This window comes from Streptomyces sp. NPDC055013 (assembly GCF_053608645.1).
Window position 1 is genome coordinate 91,141 of the sequence record NZ_JBSGVW010000023.1, and the last position, 21,327, is coordinate 112,467.

At 68.0% G+C, this 21,327-nt stretch carries 20 protein-coding genes; 19 read left to right on the forward strand and 1 reads right to left on the reverse strand.

Translation table 11 applies throughout. The features are described from left to right. The first annotated feature begins 247 nt into the window (after positions 1-247). From rho to ACWGDB_RS26035, 3 genes are all read left to right on the forward strand, one after another. Complete coding sequence (gene rho, locus ACWGDB_RS26025; protein WP_453824618.1) at positions 248-2,236, forward strand: transcription termination factor Rho; 1,989 nt, start codon at positions 248-250, stop codon at positions 2,234-2,236. A 133-nt stretch (positions 2,237-2,369) separates the two neighbouring features. Then, positions 2,370-4,178 (forward strand): trypsin-like serine protease, encoded by a 1,809-nt coding sequence (locus tag ACWGDB_RS26030; protein WP_453824662.1) that lies wholly within the window; start codon positions 2,370-2,372, stop codon positions 4,176-4,178. A 206-nt stretch (positions 4,179-4,384) separates the two neighbouring features. Next, entirely contained in the window at positions 4,385-5,518 is a 1,134-nt protein-coding gene (locus ACWGDB_RS26035) for an LCP family protein (RefSeq protein ID WP_453824619.1), read from the forward strand. Positions 5,519-5,540: 22 nt separating this feature from the next. Here the strand turns inward: ACWGDB_RS26035 and ACWGDB_RS26040 are convergent, their stop codons facing one another. Then, positions 5,541-6,008, reverse strand: coding sequence for a hypothetical protein (locus tag ACWGDB_RS26040; protein WP_453824620.1), 468 nt, complete (start codon positions 6,006-6,008; stop codon positions 5,541-5,543). 157 nt (positions 6,009-6,165) lie between these two features. Here ACWGDB_RS26040 and rpmE point away from each other — a divergent pair, with 157 nt between their 5' ends. From rpmE to atpD, 16 genes are all read left to right on the forward strand, one after another. After that, positions 6,166-6,390 carry a 50S ribosomal protein L31 gene (gene rpmE, locus ACWGDB_RS26045; protein ID WP_093906598.1) on the forward strand — a complete coding sequence of 75 codons (225 nt, stop codon included), beginning with the start codon at positions 6,166-6,168 and terminating at the stop codon, positions 6,388-6,390. 104 nt (positions 6,391-6,494) lie between these two features. Next, positions 6,495-7,571: a peptide chain release factor 1 gene (gene prfA / locus ACWGDB_RS26050; RefSeq protein ID WP_453824621.1), complete on the forward strand. Its 1,077-nt coding sequence runs from the start codon at positions 6,495-6,497 to the stop codon at positions 7,569-7,571. 84 nt (positions 7,572-7,655) lie between these two features. Next, on the forward strand, positions 7,656-8,495 hold the full coding sequence (gene prmC, locus ACWGDB_RS26055; RefSeq protein ID WP_453824622.1) for a peptide chain release factor N(5)-glutamine methyltransferase: 840 nt from the start codon (positions 7,656-7,658) through the stop codon (positions 8,493-8,495). 61 nt (positions 8,496-8,556) lie between these two features. Continuing rightward, positions 8,557-9,204, forward strand: coding sequence for an L-threonylcarbamoyladenylate synthase (locus ACWGDB_RS26060; protein ID WP_453824623.1), 648 nt, complete (start codon positions 8,557-8,559; stop codon positions 9,202-9,204). After that, entirely contained in the window at positions 9,201-9,881 is a 681-nt protein-coding gene (locus ACWGDB_RS26065; RefSeq protein WP_453824624.1) for an arsenate reductase/protein-tyrosine-phosphatase family protein, read from the forward strand. Before ACWGDB_RS26060 ends, ACWGDB_RS26065 begins: the two co-directional genes overlap by 4 nt. A gap of 74 nt (positions 9,882-9,955) precedes the next feature. Continuing rightward, on the forward strand, positions 9,956-11,194 hold the full coding sequence (locus ACWGDB_RS26070) for a serine hydroxymethyltransferase (protein WP_453824625.1): 1,239 nt from the start codon (positions 9,956-9,958) through the stop codon (positions 11,192-11,194). A 140-nt stretch (positions 11,195-11,334) separates the two neighbouring features. After that, positions 11,335-12,681 carry an MraY family glycosyltransferase gene (locus tag ACWGDB_RS26075; protein ID WP_453824626.1) on the forward strand — a complete coding sequence of 449 codons (1,347 nt, stop codon included), beginning with the start codon at positions 11,335-11,337 and terminating at the stop codon, positions 12,679-12,681. A gap of 404 nt (positions 12,682-13,085) precedes the next feature. Beyond that, on the forward strand, positions 13,086-13,502 hold the full coding sequence (locus ACWGDB_RS26080; protein WP_453824627.1) for a hypothetical protein: 417 nt from the start codon (positions 13,086-13,088) through the stop codon (positions 13,500-13,502). A gap of 402 nt (positions 13,503-13,904) precedes the next feature. After that, entirely contained in the window at positions 13,905-14,351 is a 447-nt protein-coding gene (locus ACWGDB_RS26085; RefSeq protein WP_453824628.1) for a hypothetical protein, read from the forward strand. 225 nt (positions 14,352-14,576) lie between these two features. Beyond that, positions 14,577-15,404 (forward strand): F0F1 ATP synthase subunit A, encoded by an 828-nt coding sequence (gene atpB / locus ACWGDB_RS26090; RefSeq protein ID WP_453824629.1) that lies wholly within the window; start codon positions 14,577-14,579, stop codon positions 15,402-15,404. 77 nt (positions 15,405-15,481) lie between these two features. Continuing rightward, positions 15,482-15,715 carry an ATP synthase F0 subunit C gene (gene atpE, locus ACWGDB_RS26095; protein WP_033275524.1) on the forward strand — a complete coding sequence of 78 codons (234 nt, stop codon included), beginning with the start codon at positions 15,482-15,484 and terminating at the stop codon, positions 15,713-15,715. Between the two features lie 36 nt (positions 15,716-15,751). Further along, on the forward strand, positions 15,752-16,294 hold the full coding sequence (locus tag ACWGDB_RS26100) for a F0F1 ATP synthase subunit B (RefSeq protein WP_453824630.1): 543 nt from the start codon (positions 15,752-15,754) through the stop codon (positions 16,292-16,294). Next, positions 16,291-17,106 carry a F0F1 ATP synthase subunit delta gene (locus ACWGDB_RS26105; RefSeq protein WP_453824631.1) on the forward strand — a complete coding sequence of 272 codons (816 nt, stop codon included), beginning with the start codon at positions 16,291-16,293 and terminating at the stop codon, positions 17,104-17,106. The genes ACWGDB_RS26100 and ACWGDB_RS26105 overlap by 4 nt, the downstream gene beginning before the upstream one ends. Before the next feature lie 139 nt (positions 17,107-17,245). Then, a complete protein-coding gene (gene atpA, locus ACWGDB_RS26110; protein WP_453824632.1) occupies positions 17,246-18,835 on the forward strand; it encodes a F0F1 ATP synthase subunit alpha in 1,590 nt (529 codons plus the stop codon). Positions 18,836-18,856: 21 nt separating this feature from the next. Then, positions 18,857-19,774, forward strand: coding sequence for a F0F1 ATP synthase subunit gamma (locus ACWGDB_RS26115; protein ID WP_453824633.1), 918 nt, complete (start codon positions 18,857-18,859; stop codon positions 19,772-19,774). Continuing rightward, positions 19,774-21,210 (forward strand): F0F1 ATP synthase subunit beta, encoded by a 1,437-nt coding sequence (atpD, locus tag ACWGDB_RS26120; protein ID WP_389449939.1) that lies wholly within the window; start codon positions 19,774-19,776, stop codon positions 21,208-21,210. Before ACWGDB_RS26115 ends, atpD begins: the two co-directional genes overlap by 1 nt. Positions 21,211-21,327: the final 117 nt, after the last annotated feature.

Genomic DNA, 21,327 nt, shown 5'->3' on the forward strand with positions numbered 1-21,327 from the left:
ACGCGGGCAGTACCTCGTACGCGGGCGCTGAGCGACTTGCCGGGCACGCTCCGGAACCGGCGATACCGAGCCGAGTGACACAGACACTCCGTGCCACGGCTCTGGGAACCGTCATCACCAGATATTTCTTCCGCCGCTTTGGCGGACCACCGCCCCGGCACGGTCCACACACCAGGGACCGAAGCCGGACAGCACAACCGGTCGCCGAGCCAGACAGGCCGACGTCCGCTCCAGGGAAGGACCCTTCGTGAGCGACACCACCGATCTGATGGGCGCACGTGTCGAGGAGACCGCTGCCGCGCCCGCCACGGACGCCTCCGCGCCTGCCAGCGGTGCCGGCTCCCGGCGGCGCCGCGGTACCGGCCTCGAGGGCATGGTGCTGGCCGAGCTTCAGCAGGTCGCATCCGGCCTCGGCATCAGGGGCACGGCGCGCATGCGCAAGAGCCAGCTGATCGAGGTCATCAAGGAGGCGCAGGCCGGGGGAGGTGCCGCGGCTCCGAAGGCGGAGGCCGCCACCGAGACCAAGCCCAAGCGCCGCGCCACCTCCAAGGCCCGTACCGGCGACGACGCCGAGAAGAAGGCGGAGAAGGCGGCTGAGGCCCCCGCCGAGAAGGCCGTGGCCCAGCAGCAGATCGAGATTCCCGGCCAGCCGGCCAGCGACGACGCCCCGGCCGAGCGCCGCCGTCGCCGTGCCACCGCCGATGCCGGATCCCCCGAGACGGTCGCCGCCGAGGCGAAGAGCGAGTCGAAGGCGGAGACGCCCGCGCAGTCGCAGGGCGACGCCAAGGGCGACGCCGGTGACGGCGGCGAGGGCCGTCGTCGTGACCGCCGTGAGCGCGGCCGCGACCGTGACCGTGGCGACCGCGGTGACCGCGGTGACCGCCGCAAGGGCGACGACCAGCAGGGCGGTGGCCGTCAGGACCGTGGCCAGCAGCAGAACCAGCAGCAGGGCGGCGGTCGTCAGGACCGTGGTCAGCAGCAGCAGGACGATGACGACTTCGAGGGTGGCCGCCGTGGCCGTCGCGGGCGTTACCGCGACCGTCGTGGCCGTCGCGGCCGTGACGAGATGGCCTCGGAGCCGCAGATCAACGAGGACGACGTCCTGATCCCGGTCGCGGGCATCCTGGACATCCTCGACAACTACGCCTTCATCCGTACGTCGGGCTACCTGCCGGGCCCCAACGACGTGTACGTCTCCCTCGCCCAGGTCCGCAAGAACGGCCTGCGCAAGGGCGACCACATCACCGGTGCGGTCCGTCAGCCCAAGGAAGGCGAGCGGCGCGAGAAGTTCAACGCGCTGGTCCGCCTCGACTCCGTCAACGGCATGGCGCCCGAACACGGCCGCGGCCGCCCGGAGTTCAACAAGCTCACCCCGCTGTACCCGCAGGACCGGCTCCGTCTGGAGACCGACCCGGGCGTGCTGACCACCCGCATCATCGACCTCGTGTCGCCGATCGGTAAGGGCCAGCGCGGTCTGATCGTGGCCCCGCCGAAGACCGGTAAGACCATGATCATGCAGGCGATCGCCAACGCGATCACGCACAACAACCCCGAGTGCCACCTGATGGTCGTCCTCGTCGACGAGCGTCCGGAAGAGGTCACCGACATGCAGCGGTCGGTGAAGGGCGAGGTCATCTCCTCGACCTTCGACCGTCCGGCCGAGGACCACACCACGGTCGCCGAGCTCGCCATCGAGCGTGCGAAGCGACTGGTGGAGCTGGGTCACGACGTCGTCGTGCTGCTCGACTCCATCACGCGTCTGGGCCGTGCGTACAACCTCGCCGCCCCGGCCTCCGGCCGCATCCTGTCCGGTGGTGTCGACTCGACCGCGCTGTACCCGCCGAAGCGCTTCTTCGGTGCCGCGCGCAACATCGAGGACGGCGGCTCGCTGACCATCCTCGCCACCGCGCTGGTGGACACCGGGTCCCGCATGGACGAGGTGATCTTCGAGGAGTTCAAGGGCACCGGCAACGCCGAGCTCAAGCTCGACCGGAAGCTCGCCGACAAGCGCATCTTCCCGGCGGTGGACGTCGACGCGTCCGGTACCCGTAAGGAAGAGATCCTGCTGGCTCCCGACGAGCTTGCCATCGTCTGGAAGCTGCGCCGGGTGCTGCACGCCCTCGACCAGCAGCAGGCGGTCGAGCTGCTCCTCGACAAGATGAAGCAGACGAAGTCGAACGCCGAGTTCCTGATGCAGATTCAGAAGACGACGCCGGCCCCCGGCAACGGAGACTGAGCACAGCGATCCCACAAGGCCGCTTCCCGTCAATCAGTGACGGGAAGCGGCCTTTTGGCGCTGATAGGGACGGGCGTATCAGTACGCCCCTTCCTACTCTTGTGTCTCTGGGGGGACCTACTTGAGCACCACCATGTCCGGCAGTGGTCGTCACAGACGCCGGATACGTTTCGGGCTGCCCGTCGCCGCCGCCGGCCTCGCCGCGGCCGTCGCCGCCGCGCTGCTGACCTCGTCCGCCGGGGCCGCGACCGCGCTGCCCAGGCCCACCGTGAAGCCCGCCACCAGCTCCGCCTCGCTCGCCGAGCTGGAGCGGCGGGTCGCGGGCGCCGTAGTCGGCGACGACACCGCGGGGGAGACGACCGGGAAGTCGTCGTTCGGCGCGAGCAGCAGCTCTTCCGATGACTCCACCGTGAGTCCCATGGTCATCGGCGGCACCACGACCGGCATCACCTCGGCGCCCTGGATGGCGCAGCTCTGGTACCACGACGACCAGGGCACCGCCGACGAGGCCGACGACCTCGGGTTCTTCTGCGGCGGCGCCGTCGTCGCGCCGACGAAGATCCTCACCGCCGCGCACTGCGTCAAGGGCTACGACTGGCACAACTTCGGCGCCGTCATCACCGGCACCGCCCAGCTGCCGACCACCGACGATGCCGGCAACAGCGACCTGCACGGCGGCACCGTCACACTGCCGCACCGGCAGTGGTACCACCCGTCGTACAACTCGACGACGATCGACAACGACATGGCCGTCATCACGCTGGCGAACGCGGTCAAGGCGACGCCGATCCGCATGACGACCGCCGGTGACACCGCCTCGTACGCCGCCGGGACCAGCGCCAAGGTCTACGGCTGGGGCCGTACCAGCTCCACCAGTTCGGACATCTCCCAGACGCTGAAGACGGCCACGCTGCCCATCCAGTCCGACACCACCTGCGCCGGCTATTACGGCGGCGGGTTCGTCAAGGGCCACATGGTCTGTGCGGGCAAGCCGGCGAGCGGCGCCGACAGCGGCACCACCTCCGCCTGCAACGGGGACTCCGGCGGGCCGCTCGTCGTGAACGGCCGGATCGTCGGCGTCGTCTCCTGGGGCGTGCGGGACTGCGTCGCCAAGGGCGCGTACAGCGTGTTCGCCAAGGTGACGAGCTATGTCGGCGCCGCCCACCCGCGCGTCGACGACACCAACCTCAGCGGGGACCACCGGGCCGACCTGTGGCTGCGCAACGCCTCCAGCAGGACGGGCTACTCGAAGGACTCGACCGGCACCTCGTTCGGGGCGCGCGAGTCCTGGGGCAACTGGGACGGCGTCAACGTCGTGCTGCAGACCGACCTCGACCGGGACGGCTACCAGGACCTGGTCTACCGGCGCAGCTCCGACGGCGACCTGTTCTGGTCGCACTTCGTGCCCTCCAGCGGCAGTTGGGCCACCAAGCAGCTCGCCGACAACTGGAAGACCCGCACCCGCATCGTCACCCCGGGCGATGTCACCGGCGACTACCTGCCCGACCTGCTGTCGGTCGACTCCGGCGGCTATCTGTGGATCTACCCGGGCAAGGGCAACGGCACCTTCGGTGCCCGAGTGCAGGTCGGCTCCGGCTGGAACCAGTACAACTCCCTGCGCGGCCACGGCGACTTCACCGGCGACGGCAGGACCGACCTGATCGCGCGCAGCAAGACCGGCGGCCATGTCTACCTGTTCAAGGGCACCGGCAAGGCCGGCACCGGCGCCTTCGCCGGCCGCGTCAAGGTGCGTACCTGGGAGAGCTACACGGCCTTCGACGCCGTCGGTGATGTGACCGGCGACGGCAAGGCGGACTTCCTGGCCCGCAACTCCTCCGGAACGCTCTATCTGTACCCGGGTTCCGGCAAGGCCACCAGCGAGATCTTTACCACAGCAAGATCCGTAGGAACCGATTACAAGCAGTACGACATCTTCGGCTGAAATCGCAGGTGAGGCCGGTTTGCCCGGCCTCTCCGACTACGGACCGTGCCCATCGCCTGCGAGCGGTGGGCACGGTCCGTTGTGCAACCCTTCTCCGAGTTTCCCCGTCTGACCGGACGGGGTGACGATGGTGTGGTACGGGCCAAATGGCCACGCCTGACCCTGAAAGCAGGGGGTAACCGACCGGACGAGAACCGAGGAGCACAGTGTCTGCCGAGAGCACGCCGGAGCCTGCCATACCGGGCGAGAACGGCACCAAGGGTCCGCGTGGCCGCGCCAAGGGCCGCCGACGCAAGCCGCGCGACAAGCGCAAGGGCCTGCTGATCATGGCCTGGACGGCCGCCGGGATCGTGGTCCTGGGCGGCACCGGTGCGGGTTACCTGTACTTCAAGCTCAACGGCAACCTCAAGAGCGTCGACATCGACCAGGTCCTGGGCACCGACCGGCCCGAGAAGGTCGACAACGGCTCGGAGAACATCCTCATCCTCGGCTCGGACACCCGCTCCGGCAGCAACAAGAAGCTCGGCGGCGGCGCCGACGACGGCAGTGCCCGCTCGGACACGGCGATGATCCTGCACGTCTACGAGGGCCACAAGAAGGCGAGCGTCGTCTCCATCCCGCGCGACACGCTCATCGACCGGCCCGACTGCACCGACACCAACGGCAAGAGATACCCGGCCGACTCCGACGTGATGTTCAACTCCGCGTACACGACGGGCGGTGCGGCCTGTGCGGTGAAGACGGTGGAGTCCGTCTCCGGTATCCGCATGGACCACTACCTGGAGGTCGACTTCTCCGGCTTCCAGAAGCTGGTCGACAAGCTCGGCGGCGTCGAGGTCACCACCACCAAGGCCATCAACGACCCCGACAGCCATCTCAACCTCGAGGCCGGCACCCACCAGCTCACCGGCAAGCAGGCCCTCGGTCTGGTCCGTACCCGGCACGGCGTCGGCGACGGCTCCGACCTCGGCCGCATCCAGCTCCAGCAGGCCTTCATCAAGGCACTGATCAACCAGGTCAAGGACATCAACCTCTTCGGCAACCCGAAGAAGCTCTACGACCTGGCCAACACCGCCACCAAGACGGTGACCACCGACTCCGACCTGGGCTCGGTCAACTCCCTGATGTCGTTCGCAGGCGGCCTCAAGAGCATCGACTCCAAGAACATGACCATGGTCACGATGCCGGTCCGGTACGACCCCGCGGACCCGAACCGCGTGATCGTGGCCGAGTCGCAGGCCCAGCAGGTGTGGACGGCCCTGAAGAACGACAAGCCGATCCCGAAGTCGGCCACAAAGGGCACGGCGAAGGGCGACGCCAACAGTGTGGTGACGCCCTGAGGGGCGCGGGTTCGCGGCGGGGTCAGCCCACCCAGCGGGCGCTGTGACGATGCCGGCCCAGCCCCACGGCCGAGAACTCGTCGCCGCCGGCCCGTGCCACCGCACCCAGCCGGCGAAGAGCCTGTGAGATCGGGCTGCCGGCCACCGGGAAGCCCTGGTCCTCCCCGATGCCCAGCGGCCCCAGCACCAGGGCACCGTCGTCCCACACGGCCGCGCGCTGCTCACCCACGCCACCGAAGTACTCGGCCTCCACGAAGGCGACCGGCCCGTCGGCCGACCAAGCGGCGAGGCGGCCCTCGAACCCCCCGGGTAGTCCCCGGAACCCCAGGGCCCGGGTGGCGTCGCCGTTAGTGGCGGAGTCGAAGAGGTCGCCCGTTATCGGCATCAGCGCCAGGCCCTGCTCAAGAGACGCCCGGGCGGCGGGCACATCCCTCGTGACCGTGCACAGCAGCGCCTCACCGGCGATCACCGCCCGCAACTCGTAACTCATCCCCGCACCCCTCGCTCCCGGCCCCCGGGAATAGATCGCACCGCCCCCCGGTTTTGGGGGATGGCCCCAGTCCTGGCAGACTGGTACGTCGGCTCCGGTTCACGCTCTCGTATCCCGCGGCAGCGACCCGGCGCCCTCCCGAAACTAGGAGACACCCTTGAAGCGCGACATCCACCCCGAGTACGTCGAGACGCAGGTCAGCTGCACCTGTGGCGCGTCGTTCACCACCCGCAGCACGATCTCCAGCGGCACCATCCGTGCCGAGGTCTGCTCCGAGTGCCACCCGTTCTACACGGGTAAGCAGAAGATCCTCGACACCGGTGGCCGTGTGGCCCGCTTCGAGGCCCGCTTCGGCAAGGCTTCTGCCGGCTCCAAGAAGTAGCGAGCTCCAATTCGCCGGTCCACGGTCGCGCCCTACTCAGGCGCGCCGGGACCGGCGTTTTTGGTCGCCCGCCCTTCACAGACGTACCTACACAGGAGCCAAAGATGTTCGAGGCCGTCGAGGAGCTCGTCGCAGAGCACGCCGACCTGGAGACGAAGCTCGCCGACCCGTCGGTCCACGCGGACCAGGCGAACGCGCGCAAGCTGAACAAGCGCTACGCCGAGCTCACCCCGATCGTCGCCACGTACCGCTCCTGGAAGCAGACCGGCGACGACATCGAGACGGCGAAGGAATTCGCCGCCGACGACCCGGACTTCGCGGCCGAGGTCAAGGAGCTCGACAAGCAGCGCGAGGAACTGACCGAGAAGCTGCGCCTGCTGCTCGTCCCGCGTGACCCGAGTGACGACAAGGACGTCATTCTGGAGATCAAGGCCGGGGCCGGCGGGGACGAGTCCGCACTGTTCGCGGGCGACCTGCTGCGCATGTACCTCCGGTACGCCGAGCGCGTCGGCTGGAAGACCGAGATCATCGACTCGACCGAGTCCGAGCTGGGCGGCTACAAGGACGTCCAGGTCGCCGTGAAGACCAAGGGCGGCAACGGCGCCACCGAGCCCGGGCAGGGCGTCTGGGCCCGGATGAAGTACGAGGGCGGCGTGCACCGCGTGCAGCGTGTGCCTGCGACCGAGTCGCAGGGCCGTATCCACACGTCGGCGGCCGGTGTGCTCGTGACGCCCGAGGCCGAGGAAGTCGACGTCGAGATCAACCCCAACGACCTCCGCATCGACGTCTACCGGTCCTCCGGACCCGGTGGCCAGTCCGTCAACACCACCGACTCCGCCGTGCGCATCACGCACATTCCCACCGGAGTCGTCGCCTCCTGCCAGAACGAGAAGAGCCAGCTGCAGAACAAGGAGCAGGCACTGCGTATCCTGCGCTCCAGGCTGCTCGCAGCGGCGCAGGAGGAAGCGGAGAAGGAAGCAGCCGACGCCCGCCGCAGCCAGGTCCGCACCGTCGACCGCTCCGAGAAGATCCGCACCTACAACTTCCCGGAGAATCGCATCTCGGACCACCGCGTCGGCTTCAAGGCGTACAACCTGGACCAGGTCCTGGACGGCGAACTCGACGCGGTGATCCAGGCCTGCGTCGACGCGGACTCGGCAGCGAAGCTGGCGGCTGCGTAACGACGTACGTACGCACGTACGAGTACGACACGGAGGACTTGCGTGCAGCAATTCATTGGGGGGCGACCCTCAAGCCCCCGCAGCGTGCTGCTCGCGGAGGTGGCACAGGCCACCCAGCGGCTGGCCGACGCCGGCGTGCCCTCGCCGCGCACCGACGCGGAGGAGCTCGCCGCGTTCGTGCACGGCGTGAAGCGGGGCGAGCTGCACTCCGTGAAGGACTCGGACTTCGACGCCCGCTACTGGGAGGTCATCGCCCGCCGTGAGCAGCGCGAGCCGCTGCAGCACATCACCGGGCGGGCCTACTTCCGCTACCTCGAACTCCAAGTCGGGCCCGGGGTGTTCGTGCCCCGCCCCGAGACCGAGTCGGTGGTCGGGTGGGCCATAGACGCAGTGCGCGCGATGGACGTCGTCGAGCCCTGCATCGTCGACCTGTGCGCCGGCTCCGGGGCCATCGCGCTCGCCCTCGCCCAGGAGGTCCCGCGCTCGCGCGTGCACGCCGTGGAGCTGTCCGAGGACGCCCTGCGCTGGACGCGCAAGAACGTCGAGGGGTCCAGGGTCGACCTGCGCCAGGGCAACGCCCTGGACGCCTTCCCCGACCTCGACGGCCAGGTCGACCTGGTCATCTCCAACCCGCCCTACATCCCGCTGACCGAATGGGAGTACGTCGCTCCCGAGGCGCGGGACTACGATCCCGAACTCGCCCTGTTCTCGGGCGAGGACGGCCTGGAGCTCATCCGCGGCCTGGAACGCACCGCACACCGTCTCCTGCGTCCCGGCGGCGTCGTCGTCATCGAGCACGCCGACACCCAGGGCGGCCAGGTGCCGTGGATCTTCACCGAGGAGCGGGGCTGGGCCGACGCGGCCGACCACCCCGACCTCAACAACCGCCCGAGGTTCGCGACCGCCCGCAAGGCACTGCCGTGACCGCCCCCGAGACTCTTTCCCCGCGTTACGTGTACTTCGTGTACGAGGAGGCCCGCTAGATATGGCACGGCGATACGACACCAACGACGCGACCGACCGCACGACCGGTCTGCGTGAAGCCGCGTCCGCCGTCCGCCGTGGCGAGCTCGTGGTCCTCCCGACCGACACGGTGTACGGCATCGGCGCGGACGCCTTCGCCAAGGAGGCCGTCGGCGATCTGCTGGAGGCCAAGGGCCGGGGCCGCACCATGCCCACCCCTGTCCTGATCGGCTCCCCGAACACGCTCCATGGTCTCGTCACGGACTTCTCCGAGCTGGCGTGGGAGCTGGTCGACGCCTTCTGGCCGGGCGCGCTGACACTCGTCGCCAAGCACCAGCCGTCGCTGCAGTGGGACCTGGGTGACACCCGGGGCACGGTTGCCGTGCGCATGCCACTCCACCCGATCGCCATCGAGCTGCTGACGGAGGTCGGCCCGATGGCGGTGTCCTCGGCGAACCTGACGGGTCACCCCGCCCCCGAGGACTGCGACGCGGCACAGGAGATGCTCGGCGACTCGGTGTCCGTGTACCTGGACGGCGGTCCGACCCCCGGCAACGTCCCGTCGTCGATCGTCGACGTGACGCGCGAGGTGCCCCTCCTCCTGCGTGCGGGCGCGATCTCCGCGGAAGAGCTGCGGAAGGTCGTACCCGACCTCGAGGTGGCCAATTGACAGCCCCTGAAGCGGGGCGTGGCATAGGCAACGGGGAAAGCGCGGCGGAGATCACGACGACGTTCGTCGGCCTCCCGCGTGACAGCTTCCGCATCCTCCACGTCAGCACCGGAAATGTGTGCCGCTCGCCGATCACCGAGCGGCTGACCCGTCATTTCGTGGCGCAGCGGCTCGGTGTGCTCGGCGGCGGGCTGATCGTGGAGAGCGCGGGCACCTGGGGCCACGAGGGCGCGCCCATGGAATCCAACGCGGAGACCGTCCTCGCCGACTTCGGCGCGGACGCCTCCGGCTTCGTCGGCCGTGAGCTCCTCGACGAACACGTCATCCGGGCCGACCTGGTCCTGACGGCCACCCGAGACCACCGTGCCCAGGTCATCTCCATGGGCCATTCGGCGGGCCTGCGCACCTTCACCCTCAAGGAGTTCACCCGCCTGGTGAAGGCCATAGACCCGGCGACGCTCCCTCCGCTGGAGGACGGCGTGGTCTTCCGCGCCCGTGCCCTGGTCCGTGCGGCCGCCGCGCTACGCGGGTGGCTGCTCGCGCCGACGGCGGAGGCGGACGAGGTGTACGACCCGTACGGGGCACCGCTGACGTTCTTCCGGTCGGTGGGGGACGAGATACACGAGGCACTGGATCCGGTGGTGACGGCGTTGACGGGGGTTCGTGCGCGCGCGTGACAACACCGGGCGCGGCTGACGTCCGCGGCCTACATTGGACGTACGTCACCGTCGACGCACGCCCGGAGCTCAATATGTCGGTCACCCATACCCTCGAGGCCGATGTCCTGCGCCGCCAGGACCCGCAGCTCGCCGACATCCTGCTCGGGGAGCTCGAGCGGCAGTCGACGACGCTTCAGCTCATCGCCGCCGAGAACTACACCTCGCCGGCCGTGCTGGCGGCGCTCGGGTCGCCGCTCGCCAACAAGTACGCGGAGGGGTACCCGGGCGCCCGCTACCACGGCGGGTGCGAGATGGTCGACGTCGCCGAGCGCCTCGCCGTCGAGCGGGCCAAGGCACTGTTCGGCGCCGAACACGCCAACGTCCAGTCGCACTCGGGGTCTTCGGCCGTCCTCGCCGCGTACGCCGCCCTGCTGCGCCCCGGCGACACCGTCCTCGCCCTCGGGCTGCCGTACGGCGGACACCTCACGCACGGTTCGCCCGCCAACTTCTCCGGCCGCTGGTTCGACTTCGTCGGCTACGGGGTGGACGCCGAGACCGGGCTCATCGACTACGACCAGGTGCGCACGCTGGCCCGCAACCACCGGCCCAAGGCCGTCGTGTGCGGGTCCATCGCCTACCCGCGCCACATCGACTACGCCCTCTTCCGTGACATCGCGGACGAGGTGGGTGCGTATCTCATCGCCGACGCCGCCCACCCGATGGGGCTCGTCGCGGGGGGAGCGGCGCCGAACCCGGTGCCGTACGCCGATGTGGTGTGCGCCACCACCCACAAGGTGCTGCGCGGTCCGCGCGGCGGCATGATCCTGTGCGGCTCGGACCCGGCCGAGCGGATCGACCGCGCTGTGTTTCCTTTCACACAGGGCGGCGCTCAGATGCACACCATCGCCGCCAAGGCCGTCGCGTTCGGCGAGGCGGCAACCCCGGCGTTCGCGGTGTACACCCATCAGGTGGTCGCCAATGCCAGGACGCTGGCCGCCGGGCTGACCGCGGAGGGGCTGGTCGTCACCACGGGCGGCACCGACACGCACCTCATCACCGCCGACCCGGCGCCCCTCGGCGCCGACGGCCGGGACGCGCGCGGACGGCTCGCGGCGGCCGGGATCGTGCTCGACTGCTGCGCCCTGCCGCACGGCGACGCCCGCGGCCTGCGCCTCGGCACGGCGGCCGTGACCACGCAGGGCATGGGGGAGACGGAGATGGTGTGGCTCTCCGCACTGCTGGCGAGTGTGCTGCGGGGAGAGACCGAAAGTCACAAGGCGCGTGAAGAAGTGCGGGAGCTGGCCGGTAGATTTCTGCCGTATCCCGGCTGAGACGGGGTAGACGCACCTGCGCACACAGCCACACGTGCAACCATCGTCGCTACCCGGAAGTCCCCACACATATGCGTCGCGTATCTGTACGTCGCTAGGGTGTGGGGCTGAGATGGCCAGCGAGACTTGTGGGGAAGCCCGTGCGTGAATACCTGCTGACGCTCTGCATCACGGCCGCGGTGACGTATCTGCTGACAGGGCCGGTGCGTAAGTTCGCGATCGTGGCCGGAGCGATGCCGGAGATCCGGGCACGTGACGTGCACCGGGAACCCACTCCGCGGCTCGGCGGTATCGCGATGTTCTTCGGCCTGTGCGCGGGCCTGCTGGTCGCGGACCACCTGACCAACCTCAGTACGGTCTTCGAGAAGTCCAACGAACCGCGGGCGCTGCTCTCCGGAGCGGCGCTCATCTGGCTGATCGGCGTCCTGGACGACAAGTTCGAGATCGACGCCCTGATCAAGCTGGGCGGCCAGATGATCGCCGCCGGCGTCATGGTCATGCAGGGTCTGACGATCCTGTGGCTGCCGATCCCGACCGTCGGCAATGTCGCGCTGACCCAGTGGCAGGGCACCCTGCTCACCGTCGCCCTGGTCGTCATCACCATCAACGCGGTCAACTTCGTCGACGGCCTCGACGGCCTGGCAGCAGGCATGGTCTGCATCGCCTCGGCCGCGTTCTTCCTCTACGCCTACCGCGTCTGGGTGTCGTACGGCATCGAGGCCGCCGCCCCCGCCACCCTGTTTTCGGCGATCCTGATGGGCATGTGCCTGGGCTTCCTGCCGCACAACATGCACCCGGCGCGGATCTTCATGGGTGACTCCGGCTCGATGCTCATCGGCCTCGTCCTCGCCGCGGGCGCGATCTCCATCACCGGCCAGGTCGACCCGGACGCGCTGAAGCTGTTCGCCGGCTCCGAGAAGGCGGCCGTGCACCAGACGGTGCCGGTCTACATCCCTCTCCTGCTGCCTCTGACGATCATCGCGATCCCGGCCGCCGACCTGGTGCTGGCAATCGTCCGCCGCACCTGGCGCGGCCAGTCGCCGTTCGCCGCGGACCGGGGCCACCTGCACCACCGCCTGCTGGAGATCGGCCACTCGCACAGCCGCGCGGTGATGATCATGTACTTCTGGTCCGCCCTGATCGCCTTCGGCGCGCTCGCCTACTCCGTGAACTCGGCGTCCATGTGGATCGTGCTGAGCGTGGTGTTCCTGAGCGCCATCGGCCTGGCCCTGCTGCTGCTCCCTCGCTTCACACCGCGCGCTCCGCGCTGGGCCGAGGCCTTCGTGCCGCCGCGCTACCGCCGGGGCGGCACCGTCGCGGAGCCGGCGGCCACCACACCGCAGTCCGGCGGAGCGGGGGAGGCCGGGTCCGAACAGGAGCCGCGCACTCCGGTCGCCGCCGGCGCCTCGCGCGTCAACGGGGCGACCGCGATCGGCGCGCGTTCGTACCCTGTGGACCGGCGGAAGGTCGACACCACCCGTACGTGACCTGCTCAGTCCTGGAGCGCGGCCGCCACAAACACCGTGGCAGCCGCGCTTTTTGCTGCGCATGAGGCTTGCGGACCGTGGCGATCCAGGGAGGTACATCGAAGATGGCTAAAACATACGTTCGAAACCGGAAGCGGGTGCTCAAGATCGCTCCCCAATGGTGTGCATATCGGCGCTTACGGGGCGAGGGTCAGGGCTGAACGGGCCGGGCTGTTCCTCCTGCAAAGGGGAAGTGGCGCGCGTTTCGGCCCGATTGATGCAGCTGTAAACGCTTTCCCCGGCGCTAACGCGTTGAGGTGATTCGCCTTTGCGTGTTACAAAATCCGACGTCCGAGGCGAGATGGCGTGCACATGACCATGCCGCCCTTCTCGCCATGACCAATCGGAAGAAACGGGGAGTAATAATGCGCAAAGTTGTAAGCGCTGCCGTCGCGGCCGTCCTGACTGCCGGAACGCTCGCGGTTGGGGCAGTGGAGGTGTCGGCTGCCACGACCAAGGCGCTGCCGACAGGGAAGTTCCACATCCACACCAGGCCGACGGAGAAGACGGAGTCCGATCAGAAGTTCAAGGCGACCAAGACCGGCAAGATCCAGTACACGCTGACGAAGAAGCAGTACAACAACGGCGTTGGCGTGCGCCTCATCACGTGCGGCAGCGACTGGAAGTCCCTTACCGGCTGGAAGGACTTCAAGAAGGAGTACGGCGACTACTACACCCTCGACAAGAAGGTGAAGAAGGGAACCTGCTTCCGTATCCAGGCCGGCCGCTCCTGGGCCAAGGACATCGACGGCAAGGTCAAGGGTCACCTGAAGAAGGCTTGACTCTGGCCCCTCGGGGATGAGTGAACGGCTGGGGCCGTGCGCGAGTGCACCGCGCACGGCCCCAGCCGCGTTCTCGTCCGACGCGGACCAACCTCCAGGAGTCGGCCAAGGTAAGAATCTGACTAGAGCATTGCCAAGTCATGGGGGAGCGAAGCGCCCCAATACCAGACAAGTCGACCAGGGGCCCGCACAGACGCGCACCATCACTCTCATGTGTGACTCTGGGCACGCTCCCAGGTAAAGACCTCATCAAATAGTTTGTGATACGGTTCACGAGAACCCCCCGGATAGAGCCGAAGGGCCGTAGTGCGACGGTCCATTGGTGTGAGGTTCTCTCTCAGCCCGGGACTACGCTCGTCCATGACGACACCCTGCCCCCACCGTGAAAGCGGAGTTGCCGCCATGCCGTCCAATGACGCCCGGATCCTGCTCCAGGCCGCCGTACCCACAGCCGCCGCCGGTGCTGTCGCCGCCGTCGTCAGTGGGGTGGTTGCCGGTGGCAAGGGGGCGATCGGGGCGGTCATCGCGACACTTGTCGTGATCCTGTTCATGGGGCTCGGTCTCTACGTTCTTCAGCGCACCGCCAAATCGCTTCCGCATCTGTTCCAGGCAATGGGCCTGATGCTGTATATGGCGCAGATCCTGCTGCTGTTCATCTTCATGGCCGCGTTCAAGAACACCACGCTCTTCAATCCCCGGGCCTTCGCGGCCACGCTGCTCGCCACCACCCTCGTGTGGATCGCGTTGCAGACCCGTGCCCACATGAAGGCCAAGATCCTCTACGTCGAACCCGATTCGGGTGTCTCCTCGAAGGGTGACAAGCCCGAAAAGACGGGGCACTCGTCGTGAGGGGTAGGGCCGGGATAAAGCCGCTTGAGAAGTCCTGCTATCGTCCGGTGCCAACTGCGGCATCGCGGGCGCGGGCATCTGAGCTGACGCCTGCTCAATCGCGAGGCGAGATGCCCCACAGCCGCCCCCACATCCGTAACACCAGTCCCGTGCCGAACCGCGGCTGCGCGCCGCGCCGACACAACGAGGTTGCCGTACCTATGCGCCACGCTGAAGGAGCCCGCGGTGAGTGCTGACCCGACGCAGGTGCTCGCCTTCGACACCAACTGCCACCTCTTCGACGGGTGTGGCTTCGCCGATGTGTCCCCGGGCCTGCACTCGTTCATGTTCCAGCCCCTGTGGGGTGACGGCGACAGCAGCGTGTACTTCAACAAGACGATGCTGCTGGCGCTGCTCGGCTCGATCATCATCGTGGGCTTCTTCTGGGCCGCGTTCCGCAGGCCGCAGGTGGTCCCGGGCAAGCTCCAGATGGTCGCCGAGGCGGGCTACGACTTCATCCGGCGCGGTGTCGTCTACGAGACCATCGGCAAGAAGGAAGGCGAGAAGTACGTACCACTCGTCGTCTCGCTCTTCTTCTTCGTCTGGATGCTGAACCTCTGGTCGATCATCCCGATCGCCCAGTTCCCGGTCACCTCGATCATCTCGTATCCGCTGGTCCTGGCCCTGATCGTCTACATCCTGTGGGTGTCCCTGACGTTCAAGCGGCACGGCTTCGTCGGCTTCTGGAAGAACGTCACCGGCTACGACAAGTCGCTCGGCGCGGTGCTTCCGCTGGCCATGCTGATCGAGCTGTTCTCGAACCTGCTGATCCGGCCGTTCACCCACGCCGTGCGACTCTTTGCGAACATGTTCGCTGGTCACACCCTGCTGCTGCTCTTCACGATCGCCAGCTGGTACATGCTGAACGGCTTCGGTATCGCCTACGCGGGTGTCTCGTTCGTGATGGTCATCGTGATGACTGCCTTCGAGCTGTTCATCCAGGCTCTGCAGGCGTACGTGTTCGTCCTGCTGACGTGCACCTACATCCAGGGCGCTCTCGCCGAGCACCACTGAGCCACTCCCCTCAGGACCTCTACAAGTCGTCCGGTGGCCAACCCCCACCGGTCCGTTAAGGAAAAGGAAGAACTGGCATGTCCCAGACCCTTGCCGCTGTCACCGGCTCGCTCGGCTCCATCGGATATGGCCTTGCTGCCATCGGCCCGGGCGTCGGCGTCGGCATCATCTTCGGTAACGGCACCCAGGCCCTCGCCCGTCAGCCCGAGGCTGCCGGCCTGATCCGTGCCAACCAGATCCTCGGCTTCGCCTTCTGTGAGGCGCTCGCCCTGATCGGTCTCGTTATGCCGTTCGTCTACGGCTACAACTAAACCGCTGAACCAGCCGACCAGACGAAAGGCACTCACATGAGCCAGCTGCTCATTGCGGCGAGCGAGGGGGAGAACCCTCTTGTCCCGCCGATCCCCGAGCTCGTCATCGGCCTGATCGCCTTCGCCATCGTCTTCGGCTTCCTCGCCAAGAAGCTCCTCCCGAACATCAACAAGGTTCTGGAAGAGCGCCGCGAGGCCATCGAGGGCGGTATCGAGAAGGCCGAGGCCGCCCAGACCGAGGCCCAGAGCGTTCTGGAGCAGTACAAGGCCCAGCTCGCCGAGGCCCGGCACGAGGCCGCGCGTCTGCGTCAGGAGGCGCAGGAGCAGGGCGCCACGCTCATCGCCGAGATGCGCGCGGAAGGCCAGCGGCAGCGCGAGGAGATCGTCGCCGCCGGTCACGCCCAGATCGAGGCCGACCGCAAGGCCGCGTCCTCCGCGCTGCGCCAGGACGTCGGCAAGCTCGCCACCGAACTGGCAGGCAAGCTCGTCGGCGAGTCCCTCGAGGACCACGCCCGGCAGAGCCGTGTCATCGACCGCTTCCTCGAGGACCTCGAGGAGAAGGCCGAGGCCGCGCGATGAACGGAGCGAGCCGCGAGGCCCTGGCAGCCGCACGTGAGCGTCTCGACGCGCTGACGGACAACACGTCCGTCGACGCGGCCAAGCTCGCCGACGAGCTGGCCGCCGTCACCGCGCTGCTCGACCGCGAGGTGTCGCTGCGTCGGGTCCTCACCGACCCGGCGCAGGCCGGCGAGGCCAAGGCCGAGCTGGCTCAGCGCCTGCTCGGCGGCCAGGTCGGCGGCGAGACCGCTGACCTGCTGGCCGGCATGGTGCGTTCCCGCTGGTCGCAGTCCCGCGACCTGGTGGACGCGCTGGAGGAGCTGGCGAACACCGCCGACCTCACCGCCGCGCAGCGCACGGGCAGGCTCGACGACGTCGAGGACGAGCTGTTCCGGTTCGGCCGGATCGTCTCCTCGAACACCGAGCTGCGCGCCGCGCTGACCAACCGCGCCGCGACGGCGTCGGCCAAGGGCGAGCTGCTGCGCAGCCTGCTCGGCGGCCGGGCCAAGGCGACCACCGAGCGTCTGGTGACGCGTCTTGTGACCGCGCCGCGTGGACGTAGCCTGGAGTCGGGACTGGAGTCCCTGTCCAAGCTCGCCGCCGAGCGCCGGGACCGCATGGTGGCCATCGTCACCTCGGCGGTGCCGCTGAGCGACCCGCAGAAGCAGCGCCTGGGCGCCGCCCTCGCGAAGCTCTACGGCCGCCAGATGCACCTCAACCTCGACGTGGACCCCGAGGTCGTCGGCGGAATCCGGGTGCAGGTCGGTGACGAGGTCATCAACGGCTCCCTCGCGGACCGCATCGAGGACGCCGGCCGCCGACTGGCGAGCTAGCAGCAACTTCATAGCAAGAGCAGTACGTACTTACGACGGCCCATGTTGGGCCGTGCAGAGGATTCACCTCTTTTACGGGGGGAGTCCCCATCCCCCCAAAGTGAAACTTCGGGCCCAACAAGGAGAGCAGGGAACCCAGATGGCGGAGCTCACGATCCGGCCGGAGGAGATCCGGGACGCGCTGGAGAACTTCGTCCAGTCGTACAAGCCGGACGCGGCCTCGCGCGAGGAGGTCGGTACGGTCACCCTTGCCGGCGACGGCATCGCGAAGGTCGAGGGCCTGCCCTCGGCCATGGCCAACGAACTGCTGAAGTTCGAGGACGGCACCCTCGGACTCGCGCTCAACCTGGAAGAGCGCGAGATCGGCGCCGTCATCCTCGGTGAGTTCAGCGGCATCGAGGAGGGTCAGCCGGTCTCCCGTACCGGTGAGGTCCTCTCCGTGGCTGTCGGCGAGGGCTACCTCGGCCGCGTCGTCGACCCGCTCGGCAACCCGATCGACGGCCTCGGCGAGATCGAGACGTCCGGCCGCCGCGCCCTCGAGCTGCAGGCTCCGGGCGTCATGGCCCGTAAGTCGGTGCACGAGCCGATGGAGACCGGCTACAAGGCCGTCGACGCGATGACCCCGATCGGCCGTGGTCAGCGTCAGCTGATCATCGGTGACCGCCAGACCGGCAAGACCGCCCTGGCCGTCGACACGATCATCAACCAGCGCGACAACTGGCGCTCGGGCGACGTGAACAAGCAGGTCCGCTGCATCTACGTCGCCATCGGCCAGAAGGGCTCGACCATCGCGTCGGTCCGCCGCGCGCTGGAGGAGAACGGCGCGCTCGAGTACACGACCATCGTCGCCGCTCCGGCGTCCGACCCGGCGGGCTTCAAGTACCTGGCCCCGTACACCGGTTCGGCCATCGGTCAGCAGTGGATGTACGAGGGCAAGCACGTCCTCATCATCTTCGACGACCTCTCGAAGCAGGCCGACGCCTACCGCGCCGTGTCCCTGCTGCTGCGCCGCCCGCCGGGCCGTGAGGCCTACCCGGGTGACGTCTTCTACCTGCACTCCCGTCTGCTGGAGCGCTGCGCGAAGCTCTCCGACGACATGGGCGCCGGTTCGATGACGGGTCTGCCGATCGTCGAGACCAAGGCCAACGACGTCTCGGCGTTCATCCCGACCAACGTCATCTCCATCACCGACGGCCAGTGCTTCCTGGAGTCGGACCTGTTCAACGCCGGTCAGCGCCCCGCGCTGAACGTGGGTATCTCCGTCTCCCGAGTCGGTGGTTCCGCGCAGCACAAGGCGATGAAGCAGGTCTCCGGCCGTCTCCGTCTGGACCTGGCCCAGTACCGCGAGCTGGAGGCGTTCGCCGCCTTCGGTTCCGACCTGGACGCCGCGTCGAAGGCGCAGCTGGAGCGTGGTTCGCGTCTGGTCGAGCTGCTCAAGCAGGCGCAGTACCAGCCGATGGCCACCGAGGACCAGGTCGTCTCGGTCTGGGGTGCCACCACCGGCAAGATGGACGACGTTCCGGTCAACGACATCCGCCGCTTCGAGAAGGAGCTCCTCGAGTACCTGCACCGCAAGGAGCAGGGCCTCATGACCTCCATCAAGGAGGGCGGCAAGATGTCGGACGACACCCTCACCGCTGTTGCCGACGCGATCGCCGACTTCAAGAAGCAGTTCGAGACCTCGGACGGCAAGCTTCTCGGCGAGGACGCCCCGGCCTCCGGCAAGTGACGTAAGGAAGGGACCTGACTCATGGGAGCCCAGCTCCGGGTCTACAAGCGTCGCATCCGATCCGTCACCGCGACCAAGAAGATCACCAAGGCGATGGAGATGATCGCCGCCTCGCGCGTCGTCAAGGCGCAGCGCAAGGTGGCGGCCTCCACGCCGTACGCGACCGAGCTCACCCGCGCGGTCACGGCGGTCGGTACCGGCTCGAACACCAAGCACCCGCTGACCACGCAGGCCGAGACGGTCACGCGGTCCGCGGTGCTGCTCCTGACGAGCGACCGCGGTCTCGCCGGCGCCTTCAACGCGAACGCCATCAAGATCGCGGAGCAGCTGACCGCGCGTCTTGAGGGCGAGGGCCAGGAGGTCGAGATCTACATCGTCGGCCGCCGTGGTGTCGCCCACTACAACTTCCGTGAGCGCAAGATCGCGGAGTCGTGGAGCGGCTTCACCGACGAGCCGTCGTACGCGGACGCCAAGAAGGTCGCGGCGCCGCTGATCGAGGCGATCGAGAAGGACACGGCCGAGGGCGGCGTGGACGAACTCCACATCGTCTTCACCGAGTTCGTCTCGATGATGACGCAGACGGCCCTCGACGACCGTCTGCTGCCGCTCAGCCTCGAAGAGGTGGCCAAGGAGTCCGCGCCCTCGGGCGAGATCCGTCCGCTGTTCGACTTCGAGCCCTCGGCGGAGGACGTCCTCGACGCCCTGCTGCCGCGCTATGTGGAGAGCCGTATCTACAACGCGCTGCTCCAGTCGGCCGCCTCCAAGCACGCCGCCACGCGGCGCGCGATGAAGTCGGCCACCGACAACGCGGGAGAGCTCATCGAGACGCTCTCGCGGCTTGCCAACGCGGCCCGCCAGGCCGAAATCACCCAGGAAATCAGCGAGATCGTCGGTGGCTCCGCAGCCCTGGCCGACGCGACCGCGGGGAGTGACAGGTAATGACGACGACAGTTGAGACGGCCGTTGCCACGGGCCGCGTCGCCCGGGTCATCGGCCCGGTCGTCGACGTGGAATTCCCCGTCGACGCCATGCCGGAGATCTACAACGCCCTTCACGTCGAGGTCGCCGACCCGGCCAAGGACGGCGAGAAGAAGACGCTGACCCTGGAGGTCGCCCAGCACCTGGGTGACGGCCTGGTCCGCACGATCTCGATGCAGCCCACCGACGGTCTGGTCCGCCAGGCCCCGGTCACCGACACCGGTGCCTCCATCACGGTGCCCGTCGGCGACTTCACCAAGGGCAAGGTGTTCAACACCCTCGGTGAGGTGCTGAACGTCGACGAGAGCTACGACGGCGAGCGCTGGGGCATCCACCGCAAGGCGCCGAACTTCGACGAGCTCGAGTCGAAGACCGAGATGTTCGAGACCGGCGTCAAGGTCATCGACCTTCTCACCCCGTACGTCAAGGGTGGAAAGATCGGTCTGTTCGGTGGTGCCGGTGTCGGCAAGACGGTGCTCATCCAGGAGATGATCTACCGCGTCGCCAACAACCACGACGGTGTCTCCGTGTTCGCCGGTGTCGGTGAGCGCACCCGTGAGGGCAACGACCTCATCGAGGAGATGGCCGAGTCGGGCGTCATCGACAAGACCGCCCTGGTCTTCGGTCAGATGGACGAGCCCCCGGGCACCCGTCTGCGCGTCGCGCTGGCCGGCCTCACCATGGCCGAGTACTTCCGTGACGTCCAGAAGCAGGACGTGCTGTTCTTCATCGACAACATCTTCCGCTTCACGCAGGCCGGTTCCGAGGTCTCGACCCTGCTCGGCCGGATGCCCTCCGCGGTGGGTTACCAGCCGAACCTGGCCGACGAGATGGGTCTCCTCCAGGAGCGCATCACCTCGACCCGTGGTCACTCGATCACCTCGATGCAGGCGATCTACGTCCCCGCGGACGACCTGACCGACCCGGCCCCGGCCACCACGTTCGCCCACCTCGACGCGACGACGGTTCTCTCCCGTCCGATCTCCGAGAAGGGCATCTACCCGGCCGTGGACCCGCTGGACTCCACGTCCCGGATTCTGGACCCGCGCTACATCGCGGCGGATCACTACAACACGGCCATGCGCGTCAAGGGGATCCTGCAGAAGTACAAGGACCTCCAGGACATCATCGCGATCCTCGGCATCGACGAGCTCGGCGAGGAGGACAAGCTGGTCGTCCAGCGTGCCCGCCGTGTCGAGCGCTTCCTGTCCCAGAACACCCACGTCGCCAAGCAGTTCACCGGCGTGGACGGCTCGGACGTGCCGCTGGACGAGTCGATCACCGCGTTCAACGCGATCATCGACGGTGACTTCGACCACTTCCCGGAGCAGGCATTCTTCCTCTGCGGTGGTATCGAGGACCTGAAGAAGAACGCGAAGGAGCTGGGCGTCTCCTGACGCACCGGTGCTTGTGAGCCTTGTGCTCTTGGTGAGGGGGCGGGGCACGTCCCGCCCCCTCTTCCATGCCTATTAGACTTGTAACCAACACCCGGCAGAACCCGCCGGGTGGTGACC

Excerpts from the sequence above, each read along its gene's own strand:
- ACWGDB_RS26070 (WP_453824625.1), top strand. The coding sequence starts at position 9,956 with ATGTCGGTCACCCATACCCTCGAGGCCGATGTCCTGCGCCGCCAGGAC.
- ACWGDB_RS26080 (WP_453824627.1), top strand. The coding sequence starts at position 13,086 with ATGCGCAAAGTTGTAAGCGCTGCCGTCGCGGCCGTCCTGACTGCCGGA.
- ACWGDB_RS26085 (WP_453824628.1), top strand. The coding sequence starts at position 13,905 with ATGCCGTCCAATGACGCCCGGATCCTGCTCCAGGCCGCCGTACCCACA.
- ACWGDB_RS26115 (WP_453824633.1), top strand. The coding sequence starts at position 18,857 with ATGGGAGCCCAGCTCCGGGTCTACAAGCGTCGCATCCGATCCGTCACC.
- ACWGDB_RS26105 (WP_453824631.1), top strand. The coding sequence starts at position 16,291 with ATGAACGGAGCGAGCCGCGAGGCCCTGGCAGCCGCACGTGAGCGTCTC.
- ACWGDB_RS26100 (WP_453824630.1), top strand. The coding sequence starts at position 15,752 with ATGAGCCAGCTGCTCATTGCGGCGAGCGAGGGGGAGAACCCTCTTGTC.
- ACWGDB_RS26040 (WP_453824620.1), bottom strand. The coding sequence starts at position 6,008 with ATGAGTTACGAGTTGCGGGCGGTGATCGCCGGTGAGGCGCTGCTGTGC.
- ACWGDB_RS26060 (WP_453824623.1), top strand. The coding sequence starts at position 8,557 with ATGGCACGGCGATACGACACCAACGACGCGACCGACCGCACGACCGGT.
- prfA (WP_453824621.1), top strand. The coding sequence starts at position 6,495 with ATGTTCGAGGCCGTCGAGGAGCTCGTCGCAGAGCACGCCGACCTGGAG.
- atpA (WP_453824632.1), top strand. The coding sequence starts at position 17,246 with ATGGCGGAGCTCACGATCCGGCCGGAGGAGATCCGGGACGCGCTGGAG.
- atpE (WP_033275524.1), top strand. The coding sequence starts at position 15,482 with ATGTCCCAGACCCTTGCCGCTGTCACCGGCTCGCTCGGCTCCATCGGA.
- ACWGDB_RS26030 (WP_453824662.1), top strand. The coding sequence starts at position 2,370 with ATGTCCGGCAGTGGTCGTCACAGACGCCGGATACGTTTCGGGCTGCCC.
- atpD (WP_389449939.1), top strand. The coding sequence starts at position 19,774 with ATGACGACGACAGTTGAGACGGCCGTTGCCACGGGCCGCGTCGCCCGG.